Annotated in this window: 19 protein-coding genes and 2 pseudogenes; 15 read left to right on the forward strand and 6 right to left on the reverse strand. The window is 73.0% G+C overall.

All coding sequences use genetic code 11. From position 1 onward, the window contains the following. The 5 genes and pseudogenes from BGM09_RS21565 to BGM09_RS21585 form a co-directional block, all read left to right on the forward strand. Positions 1–190 (forward strand): annotated as a pseudogene (locus BGM09_RS21565) (hypothetical protein); the annotation flags it as partial. Positions 191–411: 221 nt separating this feature from the next. Continuing rightward, positions 412–1,323: an NAD-dependent epimerase/dehydratase family protein gene (locus BGM09_RS21570; protein ID WP_188283310.1), complete on the forward strand. Its 912-nt coding sequence runs from the start codon at positions 412–414 to the stop codon at positions 1,321–1,323. A gap of 59 nt (positions 1,324–1,382) precedes the next feature. Beyond that, positions 1,383–2,189 (forward strand): spherulation-specific family 4 protein, encoded by an 807-nt coding sequence (locus tag BGM09_RS21575; protein ID WP_188283325.1) that lies wholly within the window; start codon positions 1,383–1,385, stop codon positions 2,187–2,189. Between the two features lie 157 nt (positions 2,190–2,346). After that, the gene (moeZ, locus tag BGM09_RS21580) at positions 2,347–3,525 is read left to right on the forward strand and encodes an adenylyltransferase/sulfurtransferase MoeZ (protein WP_188283311.1); all 1,179 of its coding nucleotides are present in this window, start codon (positions 2,347–2,349) and stop codon (positions 3,523–3,525) included. Positions 3,526–3,764: 239 nt separating this feature from the next. Next, complete coding sequence (locus BGM09_RS21585) at positions 3,765–4,703, forward strand: VCBS repeat-containing protein (protein WP_317452818.1); 939 nt, start codon at positions 3,765–3,767, stop codon at positions 4,701–4,703. A gap of 105 nt (positions 4,704–4,808) precedes the next feature. Here BGM09_RS21585 and BGM09_RS21590 read toward each other — a convergent pair whose 3' ends face one another. Together BGM09_RS21590 and BGM09_RS21595 are read right to left on the reverse strand one after the other, a co-directional pair. Next, positions 4,809–5,912, reverse strand: a complete 1,104-nt coding sequence (locus tag BGM09_RS21590) for a hypothetical protein (protein WP_188283312.1) — start codon at positions 5,910–5,912, stop codon at positions 4,809–4,811. Further along, positions 5,909–6,601: a hypothetical protein gene (locus BGM09_RS21595; protein WP_188283313.1), complete on the reverse strand. Its 693-nt coding sequence runs from the start codon at positions 6,599–6,601 to the stop codon at positions 5,909–5,911. Before BGM09_RS21595 ends, BGM09_RS21590 begins: the two co-directional genes overlap by 4 nt. A gap of 396 nt (positions 6,602–6,997) precedes the next feature. On the opposite strand from BGM09_RS21595, the gene BGM09_RS21600 reads away from it, so the two are divergent. Continuing rightward, positions 6,998–7,534, forward strand: coding sequence for a hypothetical protein (locus BGM09_RS21600; protein WP_188283314.1), 537 nt, complete (start codon positions 6,998–7,000; stop codon positions 7,532–7,534). Positions 7,535–7,661: 127 nt separating this feature from the next. On the opposite strand, the gene BGM09_RS21605 is transcribed toward BGM09_RS21600, so the two are convergent. Beyond that, entirely contained in the window at positions 7,662–10,718 is a 3,057-nt protein-coding gene (locus BGM09_RS21605; protein ID WP_411158347.1) for a lysylphosphatidylglycerol synthase domain-containing protein, read from the reverse strand. Positions 10,719–10,807: 89 nt separating this feature from the next. On the opposite strand from BGM09_RS21605, the gene BGM09_RS21610 reads away from it, so the two are divergent. The 4 genes from BGM09_RS21610 to nudC all read left to right on the forward strand — a co-directional run bounded on the left by BGM09_RS21610 (position 10,808) and on the right by nudC (position 20,142). Continuing rightward, a complete protein-coding gene (locus tag BGM09_RS21610) occupies positions 10,808–11,179 on the forward strand; it encodes an MGMT family protein (RefSeq protein ID WP_188283315.1) in 372 nt (123 codons plus the stop codon). 287 nt (positions 11,180–11,466) lie between these two features. Beyond that, complete coding sequence (locus tag BGM09_RS21615; protein WP_188283316.1) at positions 11,467–15,468, forward strand: UvrD-helicase domain-containing protein; 4,002 nt, start codon at positions 11,467–11,469, stop codon at positions 15,466–15,468. A gap of 136 nt (positions 15,469–15,604) precedes the next feature. Further along, the gene (locus tag BGM09_RS21620; RefSeq protein ID WP_188283317.1) at positions 15,605–19,090 is read left to right on the forward strand and encodes a UvrD-helicase domain-containing protein; all 3,486 of its coding nucleotides are present in this window, start codon (positions 15,605–15,607) and stop codon (positions 19,088–19,090) included. Between the two features lie 131 nt (positions 19,091–19,221). After that, positions 19,222–20,142: an NAD(+) diphosphatase gene (nudC, locus tag BGM09_RS21625; protein WP_188283318.1), complete on the forward strand. Its 921-nt coding sequence runs from the start codon at positions 19,222–19,224 to the stop codon at positions 20,140–20,142. Positions 20,143–20,213: 71 nt separating this feature from the next. Here the strand turns inward: nudC and BGM09_RS21630 are convergent, their stop codons facing one another. Then, a complete protein-coding gene (locus BGM09_RS21630; protein WP_188283319.1) occupies positions 20,214–20,456 on the reverse strand; it encodes a mycoredoxin in 243 nt (80 codons plus the stop codon). A 192-nt stretch (positions 20,457–20,648) separates the two neighbouring features. Here BGM09_RS21630 and BGM09_RS21635 point away from each other — a divergent pair, with 192 nt between their 5' ends. The 5 genes from BGM09_RS21635 to BGM09_RS21655 all read left to right on the forward strand — a co-directional run bounded on the left by BGM09_RS21635 (position 20,649) and on the right by BGM09_RS21655 (position 24,565). Continuing rightward, the gene (locus tag BGM09_RS21635; protein ID WP_188283320.1) at positions 20,649–22,856 is read left to right on the forward strand and encodes an ATP-dependent DNA helicase UvrD2; all 2,208 of its coding nucleotides are present in this window, start codon (positions 20,649–20,651) and stop codon (positions 22,854–22,856) included. A 133-nt stretch (positions 22,857–22,989) separates the two neighbouring features. Further along, on the forward strand, positions 22,990–23,361 hold the full coding sequence (locus BGM09_RS21640; RefSeq protein WP_188283321.1) for a hypothetical protein: 372 nt from the start codon (positions 22,990–22,992) through the stop codon (positions 23,359–23,361). Between the two features lie 155 nt (positions 23,362–23,516). Next, positions 23,517–23,885 carry a WhiB family transcriptional regulator gene (locus BGM09_RS21645; RefSeq protein WP_391044318.1) on the forward strand — a complete coding sequence of 123 codons (369 nt, stop codon included), beginning with the start codon at positions 23,517–23,519 and terminating at the stop codon, positions 23,883–23,885. 125 nt (positions 23,886–24,010) lie between these two features. After that, positions 24,011–24,259, forward strand: a complete 249-nt coding sequence (locus BGM09_RS21650) for a hypothetical protein (RefSeq protein WP_188283322.1) — start codon at positions 24,011–24,013, stop codon at positions 24,257–24,259. Positions 24,260–24,379: 120 nt separating this feature from the next. Continuing rightward, positions 24,380–24,565 carry a hypothetical protein gene (locus BGM09_RS21655; RefSeq protein ID WP_223187396.1) on the forward strand — a complete coding sequence of 62 codons (186 nt, stop codon included), beginning with the start codon at positions 24,380–24,382 and terminating at the stop codon, positions 24,563–24,565. A 103-nt stretch (positions 24,566–24,668) separates the two neighbouring features. On the opposite strand, the gene BGM09_RS21660 is transcribed toward BGM09_RS21655, so the two are convergent. Both BGM09_RS21660 and BGM09_RS21665 read right to left on the reverse strand, forming a co-directional pair. Continuing rightward, the gene (locus BGM09_RS21660; RefSeq protein ID WP_188283324.1) at positions 24,669–26,018 is read right to left on the reverse strand and encodes an ABC1 kinase family protein; all 1,350 of its coding nucleotides are present in this window, start codon (positions 26,016–26,018) and stop codon (positions 24,669–24,671) included. Positions 26,019–26,039: 21 nt separating this feature from the next. Then, positions 26,040–26,640: pseudogene (locus BGM09_RS21665) on the reverse strand (ThiF family adenylyltransferase); the annotation flags it as partial.

Raw genomic sequence — 26,640 nt, forward strand, 5'->3', positions numbered from 1 at the left:
GGCCGGTCTCGGCGCGGCCTGCGCCGCCGAGGCGCTGACCCTCGCCGCGACCCCCCTGCACCTCGGCCCCGCCCCCGCCACCGCGGAAGCCGTCATCTGCGGCGCCGCCGCACTCGCGCTGACCGCGCAGGCGTTCCGCGTGCTGCCCCGTGCCTCCGCGCACCGGCCGCTGCCGCGCCATCACCCCTGACCTCAGTAGAACGAACGACCAGGAGAACACCCCTTGACCAGGTACCGAACCGCCCCGACCCCGACCGCCCGCGGCACGCGAGGGCCCGCGCAGAGCTCCCCGTCCGCGGCGCGACGCCCGGCACGCCCGGCACGCCCGGCACGCCCCCTCGTCCGCGAGGACGGCCTTCCGCCCCGCGGGCGGACGACGGGACACCCGGCGCAGGCACTCGGAGGCACGCGATGAGAGTGCTGCTGCTCGGAGCCGACGGCTTCCTCGGCCGGCATGTCGCGGAGCGGCTCCTCGCCGACCCCGCCGTCCAGCTCACCGCGCTCGGCAGGAGCGACGACGCGGACGTCCGCTTCGACCTGGCGAGCGGCGCGCCCGGCGTCCTCGCCAGGTTCCTGGACGCCGTGCACCCCGGAGTGGTGATCAACTGCGCCGGTACGACCAGGGGCGGCGCCCGCGAGCTGACCCGGCAGAACACCGTCGCCGTCGCCACCGTCTGCGAGGCCATGCGCCGCAGCCAGGTCGACGCCCGGCTCGTCCAGCTCGGCTGCGGCTCCGAGTACGGGCCCTCGCCGCAGGGCGCGTCCACCGGCGAGGACGCGGTGCCGCGCCCCGGCGGCCCGTACGGCGTCAGCAAGCTCGCCGCGACCGAGCTGGTCCTCAGCTCAGGTCTCGACGCCGTGGTGCTGCGGGTGTTCAGCCCGGTCGGTCCCGGCACTCCGACCGGGGCCCCGCTCGGCCGGGTCGCCGAGACCCTGCGCCGCGCGATGCAGAACGGCGACGGCGAGCTGAAACTGGGCGGCCTCGGTGTCCAGCGCGACTTCATCGACGCCCGCGACGTGGCCCGCGCCGTGCACGCCGCGTCGCTGTCCGCCGCGCAGGGCGTGGTGAACATCGGCAGCGGGCGGGCCGTCCGGATGCGGGAGATGGCCGCGGCCCTCGCCCATGTGGCGGGCTACGAGGGCTCGCTGCACGAGCTGGACGAGACGCCCGCCTCCGCCGGGCCGCCCCCGTACCCCGACGGCTGCGGCGGCTGGCAGCAGGCCGACGTCCGTACCGCCAGGGACCGGCTCGGCTGGCGGCCCCGGATCGGGCTGGAGGAGTCCCTGGCCGACGTGTGGATGGAGGCGGCATGTCGCGTCTGACGCGACCGCACCAGTGGGGCACGGGACTGCGCCGCCGGGCGGGCGCGGGCCGGGACGCGATGGGCTTCGGCGTCCCGGCGTTCGCGCACCCGCTGGTCGCCCCCACCGAATGGGCCGAACTGGCCCGGCCGGGGGCGCCGCTGCACTGGGCCGCCTTCGACGTGGCCCGCGGCCCCGGTACCCGGCCCGACCCGCTGTACGGAGAGGTCGTCGGCCGCGTCCGTGAGAACGGCGTCCCGGTCCTCGGACTGCTGGACTGCCGCAACGGCGCCAGGGCCTTCGGCGACCTGCTCGCCGACGCCTCCCACTACCTGGACTGGTACCGGGTCGACGGCTTCTACCTGGACCGCGCCCCGACCGGCCGCGCCGACGCCGCCGAGTGCCGCCGGGTGGTGACCACGCTGCGGGCACTGCTGCGCTCGGAGACCGGGGACACCGACGACACCGAGCACACCGACGACACCGAGCGCACCGAGGACAGCCGGAAAGGGGGAGCCGCCGCCTCGCGCGTACCGGAAAGCGGCGGCGGCCAGATCGTCCTCGGCCACGGCGAGCACCCGTGGCCCGGATACGCCGAACTGGCCGACCAGCTCGTCACCTTCCGCGGGCCCTGGACCAGTTACCGCTGGTCGGAGGCGCCGGAGTGGACGGCCGCGTACCCGCCGGAACGCTTCGTGCACCTCGTGCACGGCCTGCCCAGGTCACATCTGGACACCGCCCTGCGGATCGCCCGCTGGCAGGGCGCGTCCACGGTCTGCCTCACCGACCGCACGGACCGGGACGGCGCCGACCCGTGGGCGGGCCTGGCCGGATACTGGCACGAATCCGTCCGTATGCTGCGCAGACAGCCGTCGCCGAGCGCGTAGCGAGACCTCGGCGGAGCGCTGCCCGGGATGTGAGCCGAATCCGTCTCGGTCCTCGGACCGGGTGTCTTGGAATGAAGACCGGCGTGGCAGTGTTGCAGGGACAGCACGTACCGCACGTACTGACTGATGACCGACCAACCGTATTGCTGAGGTCCCTGTGTCGCTGCCACCCCTGGTCGAGCCGGCCGCCGAGCTCTCCGTTGACGAGGTCCGCAGGTATTCGCGCCACCTGATCATCCCCGACGTGGGAATGGACGGCCAGAAGCGGCTGAAGAACGCCAAGGTGCTGTGTGTCGGCGCCGGCGGGCTCGGCTCTCCGGCCCTGATGTACCTGGCCGCCGCGGGCGTCGGCACGCTCGGCATCGTCGAATTCGACGAGGTCGACGAGTCGAACCTCCAGCGTCAGATCATCCACAGCCAGGCCGACATCGGCCGCTCGAAGGCCGAATCCGCCCGCGACTCCGTCAAGGGCATCAACCCGTACGTGAACGTCGTCCTGCACGAAGAGCGGCTCGAAGCCGAGAACGTGATGGAGATCTTCGCGCAGTACGACCTGATCGTCGACGGTACGGACAACTTCGCGACCCGCTACCTGGTCAACGACGCGGCCGTACTGCTGGGCAAGCCCTACGTGTGGGGCTCCATCTACCGCTTCGACGGCCAGGCGTCGGTCTTCTGGGCCGAGCACGGCCCCTGCTACCGCTGCCTCTACCCGGAGCCCCCGCCCCCCGGCATGGTCCCGTCCTGCGCCGAGGGCGGCGTCCTCGGCGTGCTGTGCGCGTCGATCGGCTCGATCCAGGTCACCGAGGCCATCAAGATGCTCGCGGGCATCGGGGAGCCGCTGCTCGGCCGCCTGATGATCTACGACGCCCTGGAGATGACGTACCGCACCGTGAAGGTCCGCAAGGACCCGGACTGCGCGGTCTGCGGCGAGAATCCGACCGTCACCGAGCTGATCGACTACGAGGCTTTCTGCGGCGTCGTGTCCGAGGAGGCCCAGGAGGCCGCGCTCGGCTCGACCATCACTCCCAAGCAGCTCAAGGAGTGGATGGACGACGGCGAGAACATCGAGGTCATCGACGTCCGCGAGCCGAACGAGTACGAGATCGTCTCCATCCCCGGCGCGAAGCTCATCCCGAAGAACGAGTTCCTGATGGGCAGCGCCCTGGAGCACCTGCCGCAGGACAAGCGGATCGTCCTGCACTGCAAGACCGGTGTGCGCTCCGCGGAAGTCCTCGCCGTCCTGAAGTCCGCGGGCTTCTCCGACGCCGTGCACGTCGGCGGCGGCGTGATCGGCTGGGTCAACACGATCGAGCCCGACAAGCCGGTGTACTAGGGCCTGTCCTGGGCCGGTTGAAGCGGTCTTACGGCGGAGGGGCCCGGTGCCACGCACCGGGCCCCTCCGCCGTGCCGTCGTCATGTCCTGTTCTTCCAGGGGTCCTTGACAGTATCGAAACTGTGACGGACCCATGACCTGCCCATGAGGGAGCCGGGGGGCGAAGAGGGTAGCGTCAGGGGCTTCCGTGCGGAGTGATCCGTACGGAGCAGGGACATTTCACTGAGGGGGACCACTACGTGAAAACGCAGAAAACGCGGCGGACCGGACGGGGAATGAAGGCCAGGGCCGCCGCGGTGACCGCGGGCACGCTCGCCATGGTGCTGGGCGCCTCCGTCGCCGCCAGCGCCGACGGCGGCTCGCCCGCGCTCACCACCGTCAAGGACGCGCAGAGCCACACCGCCGCACCGGGCGTCTCGACGTTCTCCACGAACGTCGCGCAGGACGACAAGATCTGGTCGTTCGGCATCGACGGCCGCGACTCCAGCGGCCGGATCTGGAGCTACCCGCCGAAGGCGAACGGCTTCGGCTCCCGGACCCAGACCGGCACCGGTATGGGCAGCGCGAACGCGTTCTTCAAGAACAACTCGGGCAACGACACGCACGTGAACGTCTACGCGCGGTTCGGCGGCACGCTCCGGATCTTCTCGGCGGCCTCGCCCGACGAGGGCACCGTGATCGGCAGCGGCTGGAACGTCTTCAGCGCCTTCGTGACGCCGGGCAACCTCGGCGGCGCCGCCAACCCGGACCTGCTCGCCCGGGACAGCAGCGGCGTGCTGTGGCTCTACCTGTCGTACGCCGACGGCACGTTCACCAAGAAGCGCAAGGTCGGGCCCGGTTGGAACGCCTACACCCAGATCACCGGCCGCGGTGACCTCACCGGCGACGGCAAGCCCGACATCGTGGCCCGCGACAGCAGCGGTGTGCTCTGGCTCTACAAGGGCACCGGCAACGCCGACGCGCCGTTCGCGGCGAAGACGAAGATCGGTCCCGGCTGGAACACCTACAACAAGATCCTCAGCCTGGGCGACACCAGCGGTGACGGTCGCAACGACCTGATCGCCCGTGACACGGCGGGTGTCCTGTGGCTCTACAAGGGTACGGGCAGCGCCAGTGGGCCGTTCGCCCCGCGCGTGAAGATCGGCACCGGCTGGAACACGTACAACTACCTGTTCTAGGCCGCGCCGTTCGGCCGTGAGCTATCGGCCGTGAGCCGTTCAGTCGTGACATGAGGCCCGCCGCCCGGAACTCCTCCGGGCGGCGGGCCTTTCGCACGGTCCGCTTCAGCGGTTGACGGTCTGGATCTCCTGGACCGTGACCGGGTGGTTCTGGGTGATCACACCGTTCGGCAGCGGCGGGTTGTCGGCCGCGCCGTCCGAACCGTGCCAGGCGACCTTCCAGGTGGCCGTCACGTTCAGGTTGTACGCGCCGGTGCTCTGCGTGGAGCGCAGATACGTCACACCGCACGGCGGGTTGCCGGTGGCGCCCTCGGTGTACGGGGCGCCGACCTGGCCGCCCTTGCCGATGGCGCACTCGGCGGAGGACGGGTACACGGTGGCGTCCGACGTTCCCGGATCGATGTGGACGCTGGTCGGCGTGGCCGTCGTCTCGGCCCATATGGCCTGCGCGCCGGGGATGTTGAGCTCGGCCCTGACGGTGATCGGCGCGTAGTTCTCGTCCAGCGTCACCCAGGTGGGCAGATTGACGGTCTGGGTGCCCACCGGATTCGTCCGGATGTCCACGCCCGGCACCTTGGTGTGCGCGAAGGCGAGCCTGGCCAGCATCTCCGTGGTGATCACATTCGGCGTACCGGCGGGCGGGCGCTGGCCGTTGGGCACCCAGAAGGGCAACGTGCCGTTGCAGTCGAAGCGGTCGGGGCTGTCGGAGTTCGGATTCGTCACCGGACCCCAGAAAGCGCCCTTGCCCTGCTGGTCGAGATTGTAGTTCTTGTACGCCTTCTCGCCGTTGCCGCTCCAGGTCTTGCCCTCCGAGTAGTGCTTCTTGTACTCGTCCATGGCCTGCATGGCGTAATTGGCCTGGCCCGGATACTCGTCGGTGTCCTTGACCTGCTTCTCGACCATCTTCTTGAATTCGGCGGGGCCGGCGACAGGGCCGATCCAGCACGGCGGCGGCGTCCACGTCACATTGTTGGCGGCGCCGAGCGAATGGCCTCCCGAGCCCCCGCTGCCCCCGCTCGTGGCGTAGGTGACCTGGACGCCCGCGCTCAGATTGCCCTTGCCGTCACCCGAGCCGCTGGTCTTGCCGCCGGGCACGTCGGCGAAGGCCGGGGCCGCGACGGTGGCCGTGGCGGCCGTCACGAGGATCGCGGTGGCGGCGCCAAGAGCCGCACGGCGCAGGCCCGTTGCCGGGCCCGGTGTGGTGGTCACTCCTTGCATTGCGTTGCCTTCGCTTTCGCATCGACGGACACGGCTTGCCACAGGTCGGCCCCCGCCGGGAACTTGGCCATGACGATCGTGAAGTACACGTAACTGCTGTCGGTGACCGCCGTGCCGAGGAGCTTCCCCGACCTGACGTCCTTGCCGTAGACCTTGCCCTGGAAGTCGCAGAAGCCGACCGTGGCGGCGGTCTTCGCCGAGGTCACCTTCACCGTGGGCCGGTAGAAGCGGTCGGTGCCGGTCTCGGTCCAACCGCCGTTCACCGCCTGCCCGATCTGGGTGCGGGCATACGCGGCGGCGCTGCCGCCCGGCTGCGCGTACTGCGCCACCAGCGGCTCGTTGACATTCCGCTTCACGATGCCGTGGGCGATGCTGCGCATGAAGTTGGCGGCGTTGCCCAGCGCGGCGGCCTCGGCGTGACCGGTCGGCGCGGGCCAGTCGAAGACCAGCTTCAGATCGCTGGGCAGCGCCAGGTTCTGATCCTGCGTCACCGGCGGCGCGGTCGGCTCGGCGGACGCCGACGCCGTGGGAGAGGCGGCCGTCGCGGTGGGGGAGGCGGTGTTCGCCGAGTCCCCGTCGATCGTGTCGGAGCCGCCACCTCCACCGCCGCCGCAGGCGGACAGCGCCAGGACGGCGGTCGCCGTCAACGCGACGGCCGTGGCGCCGCAGTGGACTCGCATGGTCAACGCTCCCGATCGGTGCTCGCCGGGGCTCCGACGGGCATCGGCCGAACAACACGTCGAACGCCGAACACCCCTTGGCCCCGTATCCAAGTGGAACCACCGTACCCAAGGCGGCGGCCCGTGTTGAGAGCGGAAGCGTGCTGGTTCGGTCACGCGCGGGTCACCGCGACGGCACAGGCGCCGATTCCACCCGGATGCCGCACAACCCATCAAGGACACAACCCCTCCTAACGGATAGTCGGTGACCTATTGGATACAAGTGGTGGGTCCCGAACAAACGCTGCAAAAGCAGCGAATGGGCTCGAACGCGTCGAACACCGCGGAGAACACGACGACTTCGCGTGGCGCGGAGCACCCGAGCCCTCGAAGAACCTTCGAAAGGCAAGGCACGTCATGCAGCAGAGCCGCACCACCGGTACCCGTACCCGTACGGTCCGCCGTATCGCCCTCACCACGGCCGCGCTGGCGCTCGCGGTCGCCGTACCCGCCGCCGCGGCGCAGGCGCAGTCCCAGCCGCGGACCGTCGGACACCCGCACGGGCACGCCGCCGCGCACAAGGCCCACACGTCCGAGCCGGTGATCGGCTCCGGCAGCCCGCAGTCCACGACGGGACGCGTCGCCGACTTCTACGGCTCCTACATCGACGCCGTCTCGGACCACGACAGCCGCCTCGGCGCCGACCTGCGGTCGCACTTCCTGACCAAGGGCCTTCAGAAGAAGCTCGCCGCGTGGGAGAAGAAGAACCACGCGGACGGCGTGCTGCGCGCCCAGAACGTACCGACGGCGTGGCGCGTGACGTACGCGGGCAGCGGCGCGGGACACGCCTTCACCAACGTGCGGCTGACGTTCGGCGGGAAGGGCCACGAGACGTACCGGACGCTCAAGGTGCAGTCGGACCTGGCGACGAAGAAGATCTCCGACATCAAGTAGCGCGTAGGGCCCGCTGATTCGGTCGGTCGCGCCGGTCGGCGGGGTCGGTCGGCGGGGTCGGTCGGCCGGTTCCCGGCGTCGTACGGCGCCGGGGGCCGGTCTGCCGCGCGGTGCGTCAACCCGCGCGCTACAGCTCGCCCTTGCGGGTGAGGTGGTGGAAGGAGACCCAGCCCGGCAGCACCGGCAGCCAGAAGGTCAGCAGCCGGAAGAAGAGCACGGCGGGAGTGGCGACCTCCTTCGGCAGCCCGGCGGCGATCAGGCCACCGGTGAGGGCGAGTTCGACGGCGCCGACGCCACCGGGGGTGGGCGCGGCGGACCCCAGCGCGTTGCCCGCGAGGAAGACGACGGCGATGGCCGCGTAACTGAGGTGGCCGCCGAAGGCCCGTACGCAGCCGTCCAGGCAGATCACGAAGGTGACCGTCAGCATCAGCGTGCCGCCGATGCCGGTGATCAGCTTCACGGGCCGCTGGAGCACGTCCAGCATGCGCGGCACGACCCCGGCGAACAGCGCGCGTACCCGCGTCGAGACGAACTTCCGCAGCGCGGGCACCGCCGTGACGACCAGCACCAGCACGCCCGCGGTCAGCAGCCCGGCCATGACCGTACGCGACGGCGACAGCGACGGCGTCTTCTCCGTACCGGTGATGAAGCCGAACGCCATCAGCAGCACCACGTGCGAGCCGAGGCCGACGAGCTGGGAGGCGCCGACGCTCGCCACCGCCAGGCCGGGTCGTACGCCCGCCTTCTGCAAGTAGCGGGTGTTGAGCGCGACACCGCCGACCGCCGCCGGGGCGACCAGCTTCACGAACGACCCGGCGACCTGCGCGAGCACCGTCTTCACCAGCGACAGCCGCTCCGGTACGAAGCCGGAGAGCGCGCACGCGGCGGCGACGTAACTGGCCGCGGAGCCGAGGACCGCGACCACCGCCCACCGCCAGTCGGCGTTGGCGATGGCGTCGCCGATCGGCACCGAGCTGAGCTGGGACAGCAGGAAATACGCGGCGAAGGCGCCCGCGATCACCGTGATCAGCGTGCGCGGCTTGATGCGTTCGAGACGGACCGGCTCGACCGGCGCCTGCGGACGGATCAGCAGCACCTGCTGGCGGATGAGGGAGAGCAGGTCCTCCTCGCGGGCCTCCTCCAGCGCGTCCTCTATGGCCCGCTTCTCCGCCTTGCTCTCGGCCTTGCGCTCGGCCTTCCGGCCCGCCTTGAGCTTGCCCGCCTTGCTCTCGGCCTTGAGGTCCCCGGCCTTGAGGTCTCCGACCCTGACGTCCCCGGCCTTGAGATCCCCTGGGGGCGCCGCCGTCGCGCCGCCGTGCGCCACGTCCGTGCCCTGCGCGCGCTCCGCGGCCCGCGCCTCCTTCTCCGCCGCCGACGCCGCGAGCACCGCGTCCCGCTCCCGTTGCGCGCGGGCCCGCCCGAGCACCTTCAGCCGCGCCCGGGTCTCCCGGCTCAGCGCGATCGGCTGGAGCAGCGGCAGCGAGTTGGCGACCCGGTCAGGACCGAGCACCGCGAGACCCGAGGCCACCGCGCGCTCGGGCCCCACCCGCAGCGCCAGCGTCGTCAGCATCTGCGCGATGTCCATCCGCAGCACGATGTCCCCGGCCGCGATCTCACCGCCGCGCAGCTCGGTCAGCACGACCTTGCCGGAACGCTCCACCAGCAGCGACTCACCGACCAGCCGCCGGTGCGCGATCCGCCGCGACTGGAGCGCCCGCACCTGCGTCCACGCCTCGCGCAGCAGGTCGTCGGTGATCTCGTCGTCCGCGAGCGAGTCGAACCGCCGCCCGCCGATGTGCTCGTAGACCAGCATCACCGCGTCGGGGCCCAGCTCGGAGGTGGCGATCAGCTTCGGCGCGTTGGCCCCGGCGGCGATGGCCGCGTACGCCAGCAGCGCCTCCTGCTCCAGCGCCTGCCGCAGCGACAGCAGACTGCGCCGCTGCGTGATCCCGCCGACCAGGGCGAGCCGCCGCCACAGCCGGTAGAAGAAACCGTGCGCCTGCTGCTCCCGGTCGACCACCGTGACGTCCAGCGGCGGGCCGTCCTCCAAGGTCACCAGATACGCCCGGCCGCGGTCGGAGTCCGCGGTCTCCGGGCCGTCCAGCTCGACGCGGCGCGCGGTCTGCGGCGCGAAGCCGACCCGGCGCAGGCCCGCGAGCAGGTGCTGCCCGGTCGGCCGGACGTTCGGCGAGCCGACCGCGTAGACCGTGCCGTAGGCGACCGTCCAGCCGATCAGCACGGTCACGGCGATCGAGAACGGTGTCGTGTAGCCGCCGACCAGCACCGCGAAGGCGTCCAGCAGCAGCACGAACCACAGCGCGACCCGCCAGCGCGGTCTGCGCGCCATCCCGACCGCCGTCACGTAGGCGATGACAGGCGCGAGATAGCCGTGCACGGGGTCGGTGAGGCCGGTGCCGCCGGGCGCGCTGTGGGTCAGCGCCTCCTGGATCGGGTTCGGCGCGGAACTGGTCACCCACAGGTCGGTGGCGAGCGCGGCGCCGTGCGCGAGGACGGCCGCCAGGACGCCGTCGGCGATCCGCAGCCCGTCCCGTTTGACCAGCCGCTCGATCGCGAAGGCGACCGGCACGATCAGTACGGCGATGCTCGCGGTCAGGCCCGCGAAGGACGACAGGGCGTCGGGCGCGTGGTCGGCGCCCTTGGAGATGTCCGTCTCCAGGCCGGTGGTCGTCGCGTGCGCGAAGCCCGCGATGGCCAGCACCACCGCGATGCCCAGGAGCCCGAACAGGAAGCGCATCAGGTCGGCGGGGCGGTGCACGCGGGCGGCGAGCAGCGGTTCGTCGACCAGGACGGTGCCGGGTCCTGGCCCCGGCTCTGGGGTCAGCGTGGGAGCGGGTCCGGACGCCGTGCCGGGGCTGGTCTCGGGCGTGGTGCCGTCTGCGGCGTCCGGGCCGGTGTCCGGGCGGGCGTCCGGGCCGGTGTCCGAGGCCGTGCCGGTTGCGGAGTCGGCTGCGTAGTCGGTTGCGGAGCCGGTCGCGGCGTCAGGCGTGGTGTCGGGGGTGGTGTCGGGCACGGGCAGGTCGGAGAGGCGCGCTCTGTGGGCCCCGTTCGCGGCCGGCGCGGCGGGGTGCGCGGGCAGCGCGTCGGAGGCGCGGTCGGCCGGTCCGGCCTGCTCCGCGCCCGGCTGCTGCTCCCCAGCCGTCTCTTCTTCTTGATCTCGTATCACCAGTCACCGCCCGGACGATGGTGGCATGAGAGGTCTGCGAATGGGACCGGAACCCCCCGTTGTCGGTGGTCTGGGGCAGGATTGTTCGGATGAGCGAGAAGTACGACCCCGGTGCCCCCACGGAGTACGCGGAGCGGGTGCTGGACACCGTAGAACTGATCCCGCCCGGCCGCGTGATGACATACGGCGATGTCGCGGAATACCTGGGCGAAGGGGGTCCGCGACAGGTCGGCCGGGTCATGGCGCTGTACGGCGGCGGCGTGACCTGGTGGCGTGTCGTGCGCTCCGACGGGACGCTGCTGCCCGGCCACGAGCTGAGCGCGCTGGACGCGTACCGCGCCGAGGGCACCCCGCTGCGCGAGCGCGGCCCGGCCGCCGAGGGGCACATACCGCGCGTCGACATGCGCAGGGCCCGCTGGGACGGGGGCGCGGCCGACCTCGCGGGGGGCGGCAGCGGCTGACGGCCGGGGACTCATGTCCTCCAGCTTCCGTCATCGGCGCCGCCGCGATGGCATCGGCCGTCCGTACGGAGTACATCCCGCGCGTGGCGTAGCGTCGACAGCTCCCGTCCGGGAACGCGATCCCGGCGGCGTACGTGACCCGGTACGCGGTCCCGTACGAGTCCCCGTACGACCGCCCGATCCCGAGACCTGTCCCGTGGCCGGGCCTGTGACCGACCTCCTGCCCGACCCCGCACCCGACTCCGTACGCGCATCTGATCCTGGCCCCGACAGAACCGGCGAACCACGTGACATCCTCCTCGGTCTCCGCCTCCTCCGCCTCCTCCGCCACCTCGGCCGTGCCGCACCAGGCGCACCGGGGCGCGGGCGGCGGGTACCGGCTGGTGCGGACGCCGCCGGTGGCCGCGACGCCTCCTGTGCTGGACGCGGCACAGCGCGCGGTGGTTGAGCACGGGCAGGGGCCGCTGCTGGTCCTGGCGGGGCCCGGCACCGGCAAGACGACCACGCTCGTCGAGGCGGTCACGGCGCGGGTGCGGGCCGGGACGGATCCCGACCGGATCCTCGTGCTCACCTTCAGCCGCAAGGCCGCCGTCGAGCTGCGCGACCGGCTGGCGGCGCGGGCGGCGGCGGAACCCGACGGTCCGGGCGGCGCGACCGGCGGGGTGGTGGCGCCGCACGCCACCACCTTCCACTCCTTCTGCTACGCCCTGGTCCGCGAGCACCAGACGCCCGAGCTGTTCGCCGACCCGATCAGGCTGCTGTCGGGACCAGAGCAGGACCTGCTGGTCCGTGAGCTGCTGGCCGGAGAGGCCATGCTCGAACGCGACGGACGCGCCAAATTCCGCTGGCCGGACGACCTGCGGGCCGCGCGCACCACGCGCGGATTCGCCGACGAGGTGCGCGCGGTGGTCGCGCGCAGCCGGGAACTGGGGCTCGGCCCGCGCGCCCTCGCGGACTTCGCCCGCCGCATCGGGCGGCCCGACTGGACCGCGGCGGCGGCCTTCCTGGACGAATACCTTGAGGTCAGCGACCTTCAAGGGATCATCGACTACACCGAACTCGTCCACCGGGCCGCGCTGCTCGCCGAACGGCCCGAGACGCACCGGGAGCTGGCCGGGCGGTACGACGCCGTCTTCGTCGACGAGTACCAGGACACCGACCCTGCGCAGGTACGGCTCCTCCAGGCGCTGGCGGGGCAGGGCCGCACGCTGGTCGCCTTCGGCGACCCCGACCAGTCGATCTACGCCTTCCGCGGCGCCGACATCAACGGCATCCTCGACTTCCCCGCCGACTTCCCGCCCCGCGACGCCAAGGCCGCCGCCGTCCGCGTCCTCACCGTCTCCCGCCGCGCCGGGGCCGAACTCCTGGACGCCACCCGGCGGCTCACCACCCGCATGCCGCTGCCCAAGCTGCCCGCCGCGGCCGTACGGCAGCACCGCGCGCTGCACGCCGTACGGTCCGACGGCTCGGTGGCCGTCCGCACGTATCCGACCTCCGGCGCGGAACTCGACGGCGTCGCCGACACCCTGCGCCGCGCGCACCTCGAAGACGGCATCCCCTGGCACGACATGGCCGTCCTCCTGCGCTCCGCCTCGCCCCTCCCGGCCCTGCGCCGGGCCCTCACCACCTCCGGCGTCCCCGTCCACCTCGACGCCCCCGACATCCCCCTCCACGCCGAGCCCGCCGTCGCCCCGCTCCTCCTGGCCCTGCGCCTCGCAGCCGAGTCGGCTGCGCCTGAGCTCGCGGATACCGTGGCCGCAGCCACGACGCCCACCCCCGACGGCAGCGCCGCGCCCGGAGCGTCCGCGGACCCGGGCGGCCCGCAGGCCGCCGCCATCGCTACGCCAAGTCCCGCCGAGGCGACGCGGGACGCCTTGCGAGCGCGGGGCGCGCCCGCCCCGCCGTCCGGGACCACGCGGCCCGCGCCGGGCGCCCCGCAAGGCGACGGCGAACTCGCATTGTCGTCGGCCTCCGACGCGGCTTCCGGGCCTACGTCTTCGCAGACGGCGGCCGGAGTGTCGGGCTCCGCGCCTGGGCCGGGTGACCCCGAGGTCCTGGGCGAAGCCACCGCCTCCGCGCCGTCCGGCGCCGCGCAGGGACAGGGCGGGCATGCTGCCCTCTCGCCGGTCCCCGACGCGCCGTCCGGCCCCGCGGGGCCCGCATCTTCGTGGACGCTCTCTGGAGTACCGGGCCCCCCGCCCGCGTCGGGCGAGCCGGCCGTGTCTTCGTCGGGCCCCGGCTCCGCCTCCGCCTCCGCGCCGTCCGGCGCCGCGCAGGGAGAGGGCGGGTATGCTGCCCTCTCGCCGGTCCCCGACGCGGCGTCCGGTGCCGCGGGCGAGCCCGGCGTGCCTCCGCTGGGCCCTGACGGCGCCGTTGCGCCCGCCGGCGGCCCGGACGCGGATCTCCTCGCTGCTCGGCGGGTGGTCGTCGGGGTGGAGGACGCCGTCGCGCTGCTCACGTCGCCGCTGGGGGGGATGGACGCCGCGGATCTGCGGCGGTTGGGGCGGGCGTTGCGGGAGGAGGAGCGGGCCGCAGGCCACCCGGTGGCGCGGGGGTCGGACGAGCTGATCGCGGAGGCGGTGGGGGAGCCGGAGCGGCTGGTGGCGCACGACCCGGCGTATGCGCGGGGGGCGCTGCGGGTGGGCGGGCTGCTGAGGGCCGCGCGGGACACGCTGGCGGGCGGCGGGACCGCGGAAGAGGCGCTGTGGGGCCTGTGGGACGGCTCGCCGTGGCCGGGGAGGCTGGAGCGGGCGGCGCTGCGGGGCGGGGCAGCGGGACGTAACGCCGACCGGGACCTGGACGCGGTGTGCGCGCTGTTCGAGACGGCGGCGCGGGCCGAGGAGCGCACCGGCGGCCGGGGCGCGCTGAACCTCATCGAGGAGCTGTCGGCGCACGACATCGTCGCCGACACGCTCGGCGGCCCGGCCGTACGCCCGGACGCCGTACGCCTGATGACCGCGCACCGGTCGAAGGGCCTGGAGTGGCGGCTGGTCGTGGTGGCCGGGGTGCAGGACGGCGTCTGGCCCGACCTGCGGCGGCGCGGCTCGCTGCTGGAGGCGGACCGGATCGGCGCCGACGGCCTCGCGCCGCCGCTCAGCCAGGGCGCGCTCCTCGCGGAGGAGCGGCGGCTGTTCTACGTGGCGGCCACCCGCGCCCGCGAGCGCCTGCTGGTCACGGCCGTGAAGTCGGCCAACGACGACGGCGACCAGCCCTCCCGCTTCCTGGCCGAGCTGGGCGTGCCCCCGCAGGACGTCACCCACCGCTCGCGCCGCCCGCTGGCCGTCGCGGCGCTCGTCGCCGAACTGCGGGCCACCACCGTCGACCCCGCCGCGTCCCCCGCCCTGCGCGACGTCGCCGCGCGCCGGCTGGCCAAGCTCGCGGCCCTCAACGACGACGGATACGCGCTCGTGCCCGCCGCGCACCCCGACCGCTGGTGGGGCCTGTACGAGCCGACCCGCTCGACGGTCCCGCTGCGCGACCGCGACCAGCCCGTCGTCCTGTCCGGCAGCGCGCTCGACCAGCTCGCCAACACCTGCGCGCTCCAGTGGTTCCTCGGCCGCGAGGTCAAGGCGGAACCGCCGTCCACCGCTGCCCAGGGCTTCGGCAACGTCGTCCACGTCCTGGCCGACGAGGTCGCCTCGGGACGCGCCCCGGCCGACCTCGACGTCCTGATGGAACGGCTGGACTCGGTCTGGGACGCCCTCGCCTTCGACGCGCCGTGGAAGTCCCGGCAGGAGAAGGAGAACGCCCGCGCGGCCCTGGAGCGCTTCCTGCGCTGGCACGTCATGGAGCGCGGCCGTACGTCCGTCGCCAGCGAGCACGGCTTCGACGTCACCTTGGAGGCGGGCGACGCCCGGGTACGGATTCGCGGCAGCATGGACCGCGTCGAGACCGACGCCGAGGGCAACGCGTACGTCGTCGACTTCAAGACCGGCCGCTCCAAGCCCACCGCGGCCGAGGTCACCCACCACCCGCAGCTCGCCGTCTACCAGCTCGCCGTGCGCGAAGGCGCCGTCGACCCGCTCTTCAACGACACCCGCCCGCCGTCCGGCGGCGCCGAACTCGTCCAGCTCAGGCTCGGCGCGACCCGCAAGGAGGGCGGCGAGACCGTACCTGCCGTGCAGCGCCAGGAACCGCTGGCGGGGGAGTGGGCGCAGGACCTGCTCGCCGAGGCCGCGGGCCGCGTCCTGGACGAGCGCTTCACCCCGTCCACCGGCCAGCACTGCGCCAACTGCGCCTTCCGGGCGGCCTGTACGGCGCGACCGGAGGGACGCCAGGTGGTGGAGTGAACGGCAGCCGCCGTCCGGGGCGGTCTACGACGTCGTACGTGGTGTCCTACGCGCTGTCGTACGTGGCCCCGCACGGATCGCGGAATGAAGGGTTCCGCCGCCGCGGCTGTCGGCGGAGCCGGATAGCCTCACCCGGGTGGCAACCCCCCTCACCGACCCCGAGCAGCTCAAGGAGCTGCTGGGCATCCCGTTCACCCCGGAGCAGATGGCGTGCGTGACCGCACCCCTCGCGCCGGGCGTGATCGTGGCCGGGGCCGGGTCGGGGAAGACGACGGTGATGGCCGCGCGGGTGGTGTGGCTGACCGGTACCGGGCAGGTGGCGCCCGAGCAGGTGCTGGGCCTGACCTTCACCAACAAGGCGGCGGGCGAGCTGTCCGAGCGGGTCCGCAGGGCCCTCGCGCGGGCCGGGATCACCGACCCCGACCCGGACCCGGCGGCGGAGGGCGACGCCGAGACCGGAGCCGAACACCCGCCGGGCGACCCGCAGATCGCCACGTACCACTCCTTCGCCGGGCAGCTCCTGAAGGACCACGGGATGCGGATCGGCCTGGAGCCCGGCGCACGGCTGCTCGCCGACGCCACCCGCTACCAGCTCGCCGCGAAGGTGCTGCGCCGGGCGCCGGGACCGTATCCGGCGCTGACCAAGGGCCTGCCCACACTCGTCGGCGACCTGCTGGCGCTGGAAGGCGAACTGGCCGAGCACCTGGTGCCGGTCGAGCGGCTGACGGCGTACGACACGCGCCTGGCCGAGGAGCTGGCCGACATCGACCCGGCCACGCGCGGCTACGCCTGGGCGCGCGAGGTGCGGCAGGCGGTACGCGCCCGGCTCGACCTCGCCGGGCTCGCCGCCGCCTACCGGGCCGAGAAACGCTCCCGCGACCTGCTGGACTTCGGCGACCAGATCGCGCTGTCCGCGACGCTCGCGCAGGACAGGGCCGAGGTCGGCGCGATCCTGCGCGACCAGTACCGGGTGGTGCTGCTCGACGAGTACCAGGACACCTCCGTCGCCCAGCGGCTGCTGCTCGCCGGGCTGTTCGGCGGCGGCACCGGGCACGCCGTCACCGCCGTCGGCGACCCCTGCCAGGCCATCTACGGCTGGCGCGGCGCCTCCGTGGCCAACCTCGACGACTTCCCCCGGCACTTCGCCCACGCCGACGGCCGCCCCGCCGACCGCTACTCGCTCAGCGAGAACCGGCGCTCCGGCGGGCGCCTGCTCGACCTCGCCAACACCCTCGCCGTCGAACTGCGCGCCCGCCACGAAGGCGTCGAGGCCCTGCGTCCCGCCCCCGGCGCCGAACGCGACGGGCTGGTGCGCTGCGCCCTGCTGCCCACCCAGGACGACGAGACGGCCTGGCTCGCCGACTCCCTCGCCCACCTGGTGCGCACCGGCACCCCCGCAGGCGAGATCGCCGTCCTGTGCCGTACGGCCGCGCACTTCGCCGACTTCCACGCCGCGCTCGTCGCCCGGGACATCCCCGTCGAGGTCGTCGGCCTGTCCGGTCTGCTGCACCTGCCCGAGGTCGCCGACCTCGTCGCGGTCTGCGAAGTCCTGCACGACCCCACCGCGAACGCCGCCCTCGTCCGCCTCCTCACCGGCCCCCGCTGGCGGATCGGCCCCCGCGACCTGGCCCTCCTCGGCCGCCGCGCCCGGCAGCTCGTGCGGTACGGGGCCGCGGGGGACGGGCGCGATCCGCTGGCGGCGGCCGTCGAGGGCGTCGACCCGGCGGAGGTGATCTCGCTGGCGGACGCGCTGGAGACCTTCCTCGGACCCCTGGACTCCCCGGCGGCCGACGATGACCTGCCCTTCTCGCCCGAGGCGCGGGTCCGCTTCGCACGGATCGCCGCGGAGATAAGGGATCTGCGGCGCGCGCTCGCCGACCCGCTGATGGACGTGCTCCACCGGGTCCTGGCCGTCACCGGCCTCGAAGTCGAGCTGTCCGCGTCCCCGCACGCGCTGGCCGCCCGCCGCCGCGAGACCCTGCACGCCTTCCTCGACATCGCCGCGGGCTTCGCCGCCCTCGACGGCGAGGCCACGCTGCTGGCCTTCCTCGGCTTCCTGCACACCGCGATCCAGTACGAGAAGGGCCTCGACAGCTCGCTGCCCGGCGGCGAGAACACCGTCAAGGTGCTCACCGCCCACAAGTCCAAGGGCCTGGAGTGGGACGTCGTGGCCGTGCCGGGCCTGGTCGCCAAGGGTTTCCCGAGCGAACGCGGACGCGAGCTGTGGCCCGCCAACGCGAAAGTGCTGCCGCACGGGCTGCGCGGCGACGCGGCCACCCTCCCGGACGTCGCCGAATGGAGCCGCGGCGGGCTCGACGGCTTCCGCGCGGCCATGAAGGAACACCAGCGCGTGGAGGAGCTGCGCCTCGGCTACGTCACCTTCACCCGCCCGCGCTCCCTGCTGCTGGGCTCCGGCCACCGCTGGGGCCCCACGCAGAAGAAGCCCTTCGAGCCTTCCGCCTTCCTCGACGCCCTGCGCACCCACTGCGAGGCGGGCCACGGCGAGATCGAGCACTGGGCGGAGCCCCCGGCCGAGGACGAGCGCAATCCCGCCCTCGCCGCCTCCGTCGAGCCCCCCTGGCCGCTGCCCCTGGACCCGACCGCCCTGGAACGGCGGCGCCGGGCGGCGAAGACCGTCCTCACCTACCTGGAAGCCGGCGCGGGCCCCGCCCCGGGCGCGGATTCCCCGGCGGCGCCGCCGTACGGGCCGGAGCCGTCGTACGAACCGGACGACGAGCCGCCCTACGACGACATGGCCGAGATGGCCGACGAGATGGCCGACGACATGGCCGACGTCGCGGACGACATCGCGGACTGGGACGCGCTGCCCACGCAGCGCCCGCCGGTACGGGAGCCGGACGGCGTACGGGAGGACGTACCGGCGCGCGGTCCCGTGGCGCAAGACGCACCCGCACGCGGACCCGTAGGTGAACGTGAACCCGGTCTCGTACCGGAAGAGGCGCGGCTGGTGGCGTCCTGGGACCGGGACCTCGACGCGCTCGCCGACGAGCTGCGGCGGGCGCGGGCGGGCGTACGGGAGGTGCCGCTGCCCGCCGCGCTCACCGCGACGCAGCTGCTGCGGCTGGCCGCCGACCCCGACGGTCTGGCCCGCGACCTGGCCCGGCCCATGCCGCGCCCCCCGGCGCCCGCCGCCCGGCGCGGCACCCGCTTCCACGCGTGGGTCGAGTCGCGGTTCGACGCGCGCCCGCTCTTCGGGCCGGAAGACCTCCCCGGCATCGAGGGCGACGACGACATCGCCGACGAACGTGACCTCGCCGCGCTCAAGGACGCCTTCCTGCGCGGTCCGTACGCCGACCGCACCCCGTACCGGGTCGAATTCCCCTTCCACCTGGTCCTCGCGGGACGCGTGATCCGCGGCCGGATGGACGCGGTGTACCGGGACGGCGACCGCTACGAGATCCTCGACTGGAAGACCGGCCGCGCCACCGACGCCGACCCCCTCCAGCTCGCCGTCTACCGCCTGGCCTGGTCGGAGCACCAGGGCGTCCCGCTCGACCGCGTCACCGCCGCCTTCCTGCATATCCGCACGGCGACGGTCGTCCGCCCGCCGGACCTCCCGGACCGGGCGGGTCTTGAGCGGCTGCTGGGCCCGACCGCGTAAAAGCACTGCGTAAAAGCACCGCGTATAAGCAGGGCCCGACCGCGGAAATCGGGACCACCCCCGCCAAGCTAGGCTGCACGTATGTGCACGACCACCGGGAGTTGAAAGCAGCCTTGACCGGATTCGACGCTATGTCGCAACCGCTCGCCCTCACCCACGAGGGCGTCGACCGAGCCGCGAACCACCGCCTGGACGAGGCGTGGCTGGCCGCGGCCTGGAGCCACCCGACAACCCGCGTCTTCGTCGTCTCCGGCGGCCAGGTGCTGGTCGAGGACGGGCCGGACGGGCGTACGGCCCTGGTGATGACCCCCGCTTTCGACGCCCCGGAAACCGAGACGCACCGCTACTTCCTGGGCACGGCCCCGGACGGCGTGCGCTACTTCGCGCTTCAGAAGGACACCCTTCCCGGCCGGATGGACGAGGAGGCGCGTCCCGCGGGGCTCCGCGAGGTCGGCGGGCTGCTGTCGCCGCTGGAAGCCGGACTCATGGTGCACGCGGTGGCGCTGGAGAACTGGCAGCGGATGCACCGCTTCTGCTCCCGCTGCGGCGAGCGCACCGTCATCGCCGCCGCGGGCCACATCCGCCGCTGCCCTGCCTGCGGCGCCGAGCACTACCCGCGTACGGACCCGGCCGTGATCATGCTGGTCACCGACGAGGACGACCGCGCCCTGCTCGGCCGCCAGGTCCACTGGCCCGAAGGGCGCTTCTCGACCCTCGCGGGCTTCGTGGAACCCGGTGAGTCCATCGAGCAGTCCGTACGCCGCGAGGTCTTCGAGGAGGCGGGCGTCGTCGTCGGCGACGTCGAGTACGTCGCCAGCCAGCCCTGGCCCTTCCCCTCCAGCCTCATGCTGGGCTTCAACGCCCACGCCACCTCGTCGAAGATCACCGTCGACGGCGAAGAGATCCACGAGGCCCGCTGGTTCTCCCGCGAGGACCTGCGCGCCGCCTTCGAGTCCGGCGAAGTGCTGCCGCCCTTCGGCATCTCCATCGCCGCCCGGCTCATCGAACTCTGGTACGGCAAGCCGCTGCCCCGCCCCGGCACCAACACCTGAGCCGGCCGCGCCACCCACGCCTGAGCCCGCCGCGCCTCGCGGCGACGACGGGCTCGTACGTATGGTGCGGGTCAGGCGCCGATCTTCTGCTTCACCTGCGCCAGCGACGGGTTGGTGAGGGTGGAGCCGTCGGGGAACAGCACGGTCGGCACCGTCTGGTTGCCGCCGTTCGCCTTCTCCACGAACGTCGCCGACTCCGCGTCCTCCTCGATGTTCACCTCGGTGTACGCGATGCCCTCGCGGTCCATCTGGCTCTTCAGCCGACGGCAGTAGCCACACCAGGTGGTGCTGTACATGGTCACGGTGCCCGACATCGCTTCTCGCTCCTCGTCGCCTGCGGGTGAAGGGGGTTCTGCGCCAGTAGAACACCATGGCGGGAGTGGGCATTCCGGGGCGGGTCCCGGGGCAGGTTCAGGGGCGGTCCCGGGACAGGTTCGGGGGCGGGTTTCGCGGGCGGCTGTGGATAACTTCGCCGGGGTGTCGGTCGGACCTGGCAGAGTGGCGGGGTGACTGCGACAACCCACGAATCGCTCTTTCCCGCGCAACCCGACTCCGCGGACGCGGTGCTCGCCGGACTCGACCCCGAGCAGCGCGCCGTCGCGACGGCGCTGCACGGGCCGGTGTGTGTGCTGGCGGGGGCCGGTACGGGCAAGACCCGGGCGATCACGCACCGGATCGCGTACGGGGTGCGGGCCGGGATTCTGCAACCCGCGAGTGTGCTCGCGGTGACCTTCACCGCGCGGGCGGCGGGGGAGATGCGGGGGCGGCTGCGGCAGCTCGGCGCGGGCGGTGTGCAGGCACGGACGTTCCACTCGGCGGCGCTGCGGCAGCTCCAGTACTTCTGGCCGCGGGCGATCGGCGGGGAGATCCCGCGGCTGCTGGAGCGCAAGGTGCAACTGGTGGCGGAGGCGGGAGCGCGCTGCCGGATCAGGCTGGACCGCAACGAACTGCGCGATGTCACCGGCGAGATCGAGTGGTGCAAGGTCACGCAGACGGTGCCGGAGGAGTACGCGGCCGCGGCGGCGAAGACCGGCCGTGACGTCCCGCGCGACCCGGCCGAGGTGGCGAAGATCTACACCACGTACGAACAGCTCAAGCGGGACCGCGGGGTGATCGACTTCGAGGACGTGCTGCTGCTGACCGTCGGGGTGCTGCAGGACCGGCCGGACGTGGCGGACACCGTGCGGTCGCAGTACCAGCACTTCGTCGTGGACGAGTACCAGGACGTCAGCCCGCTCCAGCAGCGGCTGCTGGAGCTGTGGCTCGGCGGCCGGGACGACCTGTGCGTGGTCGGCGACGCCTCGCAGACCATCTACTCCTTCACCGGCGCCACCCCGGACTTCCTGCTCGGCTTCCGCTCCCGGCACCCCGACGCGACCGTGGTCAAGCTGGTCCGCGACTACCGCTCCACCCCCCAGGTCGTCGGCCTCGCCAACGGCCTGCTCGGCAAGGCCCGCGGCCAGGCCGCCGCCCACCGGCTGGAACTGATCTCGCAGCGCGAGGCCGGACCCGAGCCGGTGTACTCCGAGTACGCGGACGAACCCGCGGAGGCCGAGGGCGCGGCGCGCCGGATCAAGGAGCTGATCGCCTCCGGCGTACGCCCCAGCGAGATCGCCGTCCTCTACCGAATCAACGCCCAGTCCGAGGTCTACGAGCAGGCGCTGGCCGACGCCGGGGTGCCGTACCAGCTCCGCGGCGCGGAACGCTTCTTCGAACGGCCGGAGGTGCGCGAGGCCGGGCTGCTGCTGCGCGGCGCCGCCCGCGCGTCCACCGACCCGGAGGAGGCCGACAACACCGTGCCGCAGCAGGTGCGCGCGGTGCTCAGCTCCCGCGGCTGGGCCTCCGAGCCGCCGGCCGGCTCCGGGGCGGTACGGGACCGCTGGGAGTCGCTGGCCGCGCTGGTCCGGCTGTCGGAGGACTTCGCGGCGGCCCGGCAGGACGCCACGCTCTCGGACTTCGTCGCGGAGTTGGACGAGCGGGCCAACGCGCAGCACGCCCCGACCGTCGAGGGCGTCACGCTCGGCTCGCTGCACGCCGCCAAGGGCCTGGAGTGGGACGCGGTCTTCCTGGTCGGCCTCACCGAGGGCACGCTGCCGATCACCTACGCCAAGACCGACGAGCAGGTCGAGGAGGAGCGGCGGCTGCTGTACGTCGGGGTGACCAGGGCCCGGCTGCACCTTTCGCTGTCCTGGGCGCTGTCCCGCTCGCCCGGCGGGCGCGGCGGGCGCAGGCCCTCGCGCTTCCTGGACGGGCTGCGCCCCGGCTCCGCGCCGCGCGGCGCACGCGGCGCGGGCGCGGGCGGCAGCGGCGGCGTGGAGCGCGGTTCCGGCGGTCGCAAGCGGCGCGGCCCGGTGCTGTGCCGGGTCTGCGGCCGGACGCTGTCCGAGGCGGGCGAGATCAAACTGATGCGCTGCGAGGACTGCCCTTCGGATCTCGACGAGGCGCTGTACGAACGGCTGCGCGAGTGGCGGATGGAACAGGCCAAGGCGCTCGGCCAGCCCGCGTACTGCGTCTTCACCGACAAGACGCTGCTGGCCATCGCCGAGGTCAGGCCGGGCGGTGAGGCGGAGTTGTCGCAGATCGCGGGGGTCGGCGCGCGGAAACTCGACAAGTTCGGCGCGGACGTTCTGGCGCTGTGCGCGGGCGGGGAACCGGGCGGAAACGAGGCCGCCGAAGGATCTTCCGAAGAAACTGAAGAAGAGGCGGAAAAATAGTTTGCGCATCCCGAGGAAGTCCCCATAGCCTTCGGGAGCACGGTCGAGAGCGGCTCTTCCAAGAGCGGGTCTGATCGTGATGTACTGGCAGTCTGTTCCATCCGCACTACGACGCCGAGAGGAGGCGAGCCCAATGATCAGCATCATGACCAGCGTGAAAATGACCGATCGTTCGGTCGTCGCCACCTGCCCGCTCGGCGTTTCGCCGCGTGCCACCCGTCTGTCCTCCGCCCTGCTCCCGGTTCTGCCGATCCGTGAGCGGAACGAGCGACCGATGCAGGCGCCCGCGGCGGCGGTAGCGGCGAAGGCTCTGGCGCATGCCTCTGCCTTCGCGGCGGCGGCCAACGGTGCCGGCGCTGGTACCGCCAAGGCCGCGATTGATGCCAAGAGCGCTACCGAAAGCTTCGCCAACGGCGGCTTCGCCAATGGCAATGGACAGCAGAAGACGCAGCAGTACGGCAAGTGGGCCTTCCGCGGGCTCGAACCCTGGAGCGATCCAGCCTGATAACGCATCAGGTCGGCGCCTCAGGGCCGCGGAATCCCAGACCGGGATCCGCGGCCCTTCTGTTTTCTCTCCAGACAGAAAGCCTGTTCCGCAGGACAGGCAGAAACAGAAAACCGGCCCACCGGCCGGACCGACAGACGAGGAACGAACCAACCGTGCCTACCGCCCAGCACGCACCGTCCGGACCCCAGCCCGACCTGAACCGCTCGCCCGCAGAAGCACACCACGACCCGGAGACTCCCTTGCTGCCCCTCACCGAGCTCGATGACGAGATCGAGCGACTCGGCGTGCCCGTCCCGTGCCGCACCTACGACCCGGAGGTCTTCTTCGCCGAGTCGCCGGCGGACGTCGAGTACGCGAAGTCCCTGTGCCAGACCTGCCCCGTCCGTGAGGCCTGCCTCGCCGGGGCCAAGGACCGCCGCGAGCCCTGGGGTGTCTGGGGCGGCGAGCTGTTCATCCAGGGTGTTGTCGTGCCCCGCAAGCGGCCCCGTGGCCGTCCGCGCAAGGACGCGGTCGCGGTATGACCGCCAGCAGGACCCGGCCGGCCCGGAACGTCAGGAAGGCCCGCACCACCCGAAGCGCCAGCACGGCGCGTCTGCCCGGAACGATCGACCGCCCACTCACGCGCGACCCGAAGAATCAGGCCCCGATGAACCCCACACTCACCGAGATCCCCGCAGCCCGTACTTCCGACGCCCCCGCGTCGTACCAGAACAGGAACCTCGAAATGCAACTCATGCCAGAAGCACTGGCGCGTGCCCATATGCAACAGCGCCTGTACGAGGCCGAACACGAACGAAGGTCCGTGCGGCTGCTCGCCGCCCGCCGACTCCAGCGCCGTGCCGAACGCGCCTCGCTCCGTGCCCGCCGGGCGCTGGCGATGGCCGTCATGCAGTAACCAGTGATGCGGTAACCAGTCAGGCAGTTACCAACATTTGACGCGGGGCCGGTCCGAAAGGACCGGCCCCGCGGTGCGTTACGGCGACAAACGCGGCGCATGCGGAGGTATCGTCAACCAGTGGATCAGAAGAACTCTCAGACCACGACCACGACCACGTGCGCCCGCTGCGGCGAGACCCACGATGGCCTGCCGCTGACGTGGACCTGCTCCGTCGAGAACGGGCATCGCGTGTACTTCTGCGTCACGTGCGCGCGCCAGCACCTCCGCAGCATCGAGAGCCGCCTCGACTCCGCGTGGTGGTAGCGCCGCCCCCAGCCGCCCCAGCCCCAGCGTCGGCCCCAGCCCCAGCCCCAGCCCCAGCGTCAGCTCCGGCCTCCGCCGTCCGCCGCACGGCGCCCGCGCCCGCTCAGGCCGACTCCGCCGTGCCCTCGGGGTCGAATCCGGGGAGCCACGCGTTGAGCTCGTCACGGAGCCGGACCGTCGCGCCGAGCTGGCACAGCACCCCGACGGTGCTGAGGGTGACGCGGTGGATCAGCAGATAGGAGGGCGGCAGATTGAGCTGCTTGCCGAGCTGGTGCGCGGGTGAGCGCGGGTCGGCGATCCGGGCCGCCTGGGCGCGCATCCACGCCCGGTCGAAGGTGAACTCCTCGCGCCCGGCCGGTTCGATGATCGGTCGCAGATAGTCCAGCACGGCTTCCGCGTCCAGCTTGATCGTCGGCTTCACGAAACCCTCCTGGCGGAGCATCGCGTAGACCTCGTCGGCGTCGCTCTCCAGGGCCAGCCGCAGGGCGGTGCCGATCGGCAGCGGCAGCCCCTCCGGCAGCCGGTCGACGGTGCCGAAGTCCAGCACGCCCAGCCGCCACCCCTCGGCGGGCCCGTCGTCGACCAGCAGCCGGAAATTCCCCGGATGCGGATCGGCGTGCAGCAGCCCGGTGCGGGCGGGCCCGGCGAACAGGAAGTGCGCCAGGAGCTGCCCCGCGCGGTCCCGCATCTCCTGACTGCCCCCGGAGATGACCTCCGACATCGGCACGCCGTCCATCCACTCGGTGACCAGCACCTCGTCGGCCTGGTGCACCACGTCCGGCACGTGGACGTCCGGGTCCTCGGCGAACTCCTCCGCGTGCGCGTGCTGCGCCCTGGCCTCCAGGGCGTAGTCCAGCTCCTCCTCGACCCGCTCGCGCAGCTCCACCAGCAGCGGCTTCACGTCCACCCCCGGCACCAGCGGCCCGAACAGCCGTGCCACCCGGCCCAGTTGCGTCAGGTCGGACAGCAGCGCGTCGCCCGCCCCCGGATACTGGACCTTGACCGCCACCTTGCGCCCGTCGCTCCATACCGCCCGGTGCACCTGGCCGATCGACGCGGCGGCGGCCGGGGTGTCCTCGAACTCGTTGAACAGTGAGCGCCAGTCCTTGCCCAGCCGCTCCGCCAGCACCTTGTGCACGGTGCGGGCGGGCATCGGCGGGGCGGCCTCCTGGAGCTTGGTGAGCGCCGCCCGGTAGGGCCCGGCGATGTCCTCCGGCAGTGCCGACTCGAAGACCGACAGGGCCTGGCCGAACTTCATGGCCCCGCCCTTCAGCTCGCCGAGCACCTTGAAGAGCTGTTCCGCGGTCCGCTCCTGCAACTCGGTCGCGACCTCGTCGGCCGGTCTGCCCCCCAGCCGCTTGCCCAGCCCGAGCGTGGCCCGTCCGGCGAACCCGAGAGGGAGCGCCGCCAGCTTCGCGGTACGGGTCACAGCCTTGCGCGGAAGATCAGACATGCGCCCCTCATTTCCCGTCGGTCACATGGCCATTGTGCCCCCCGCCACCGGCGCCCCGTCCCAGCGAGCACCGGTTGTCGTCGGCTCCGCCGCTTTGCCCCCGTCTGTGTCGCCCCAGATGCCCCGGCCGTCCCGCGCCCCGCGGGCGGTCCCGGCACCGCACCCGCAGCGGCTGTCACCGGGCAGCGCCGTGACCTTGGTGGTGAGCCGGGACAGCGACATCTCCATCCGGCCGCCGACCCCCGGCGCCACCCGTCCGTCCAGGTGCGCCAGCACCTGTCCGGCCGCCAGCCCGGCCACCGAGGTGGCCAGCGCGATGTCGCAGGCGGGCACCGCGGGCTGCCGCCCCGACCTGAGCTGGGCCAGCATCCGCGGCCAGGCCGGGTCCTCGTCGGCCAGCCGCAGCCCCAGGCACTCCCCGCACGCCGTCCGCCCCGGCAGCACCAGCGGGCCGACCACGCCCGTCCCCTCGACCACACCCGTGTAGAGATGCGGCACCCCGGAGGCGACCAGCCGCCTGGCCTCGCCCGGATCCGGCGCCCAGGCGTCAAGACCGTCCCTCGGCGCGATCACCACCACCGTGGCGCCGGGTCTGCCGCGCTCGCCCGGCGTCGTGCGCGGT

The sequence above is a fragment of the Streptomyces sp. CBMA29 genome, from assembly GCF_014596445.1.
Taxonomy (GTDB): domain Bacteria; phylum Actinomycetota; class Actinomycetes; order Streptomycetales; family Streptomycetaceae; genus Actinacidiphila.

Bases quoted from the DNA above. Each gene is read 5' to 3' on its own strand.
- BGM09_RS21570 (WP_188283310.1), top strand. From the start codon at position 412: ATGAGAGTGCTGCTGCTCGGAGCCGACGGCTTCCTCGGCCGGCATGTC.
- BGM09_RS21575 (WP_188283325.1), top strand. From the start codon at position 1,383: ATGGGCTTCGGCGTCCCGGCGTTCGCGCACCCGCTGGTCGCCCCCACC.
- BGM09_RS21595 (WP_188283313.1), bottom strand. From the start codon at position 6,601: ATGCGAGTCCACTGCGGCGCCACGGCCGTCGCGTTGACGGCGACCGCC.
- BGM09_RS21600 (WP_188283314.1), top strand. From the start codon at position 6,998: ATGCAGCAGAGCCGCACCACCGGTACCCGTACCCGTACGGTCCGCCGT.
- BGM09_RS21610 (WP_188283315.1), top strand. From the start codon at position 10,808: ATGAGCGAGAAGTACGACCCCGGTGCCCCCACGGAGTACGCGGAGCGG.
- nudC (WP_188283318.1), top strand. From the start codon at position 19,222: ATGTCGCAACCGCTCGCCCTCACCCACGAGGGCGTCGACCGAGCCGCG.
- BGM09_RS21630 (WP_188283319.1), bottom strand. From the start codon at position 20,456: ATGTCGGGCACCGTGACCATGTACAGCACCACCTGGTGTGGCTACTGC.
- BGM09_RS21640 (WP_188283321.1), top strand. From the start codon at position 22,990: ATGATCAGCATCATGACCAGCGTGAAAATGACCGATCGTTCGGTCGTC.
- BGM09_RS21650 (WP_188283322.1), top strand. From the start codon at position 24,011: ATGAACCCCACACTCACCGAGATCCCCGCAGCCCGTACTTCCGACGCC.
- BGM09_RS21660 (WP_188283324.1), bottom strand. From the start codon at position 26,018: ATGTCTGATCTTCCGCGCAAGGCTGTGACCCGTACCGCGAAGCTGGCG.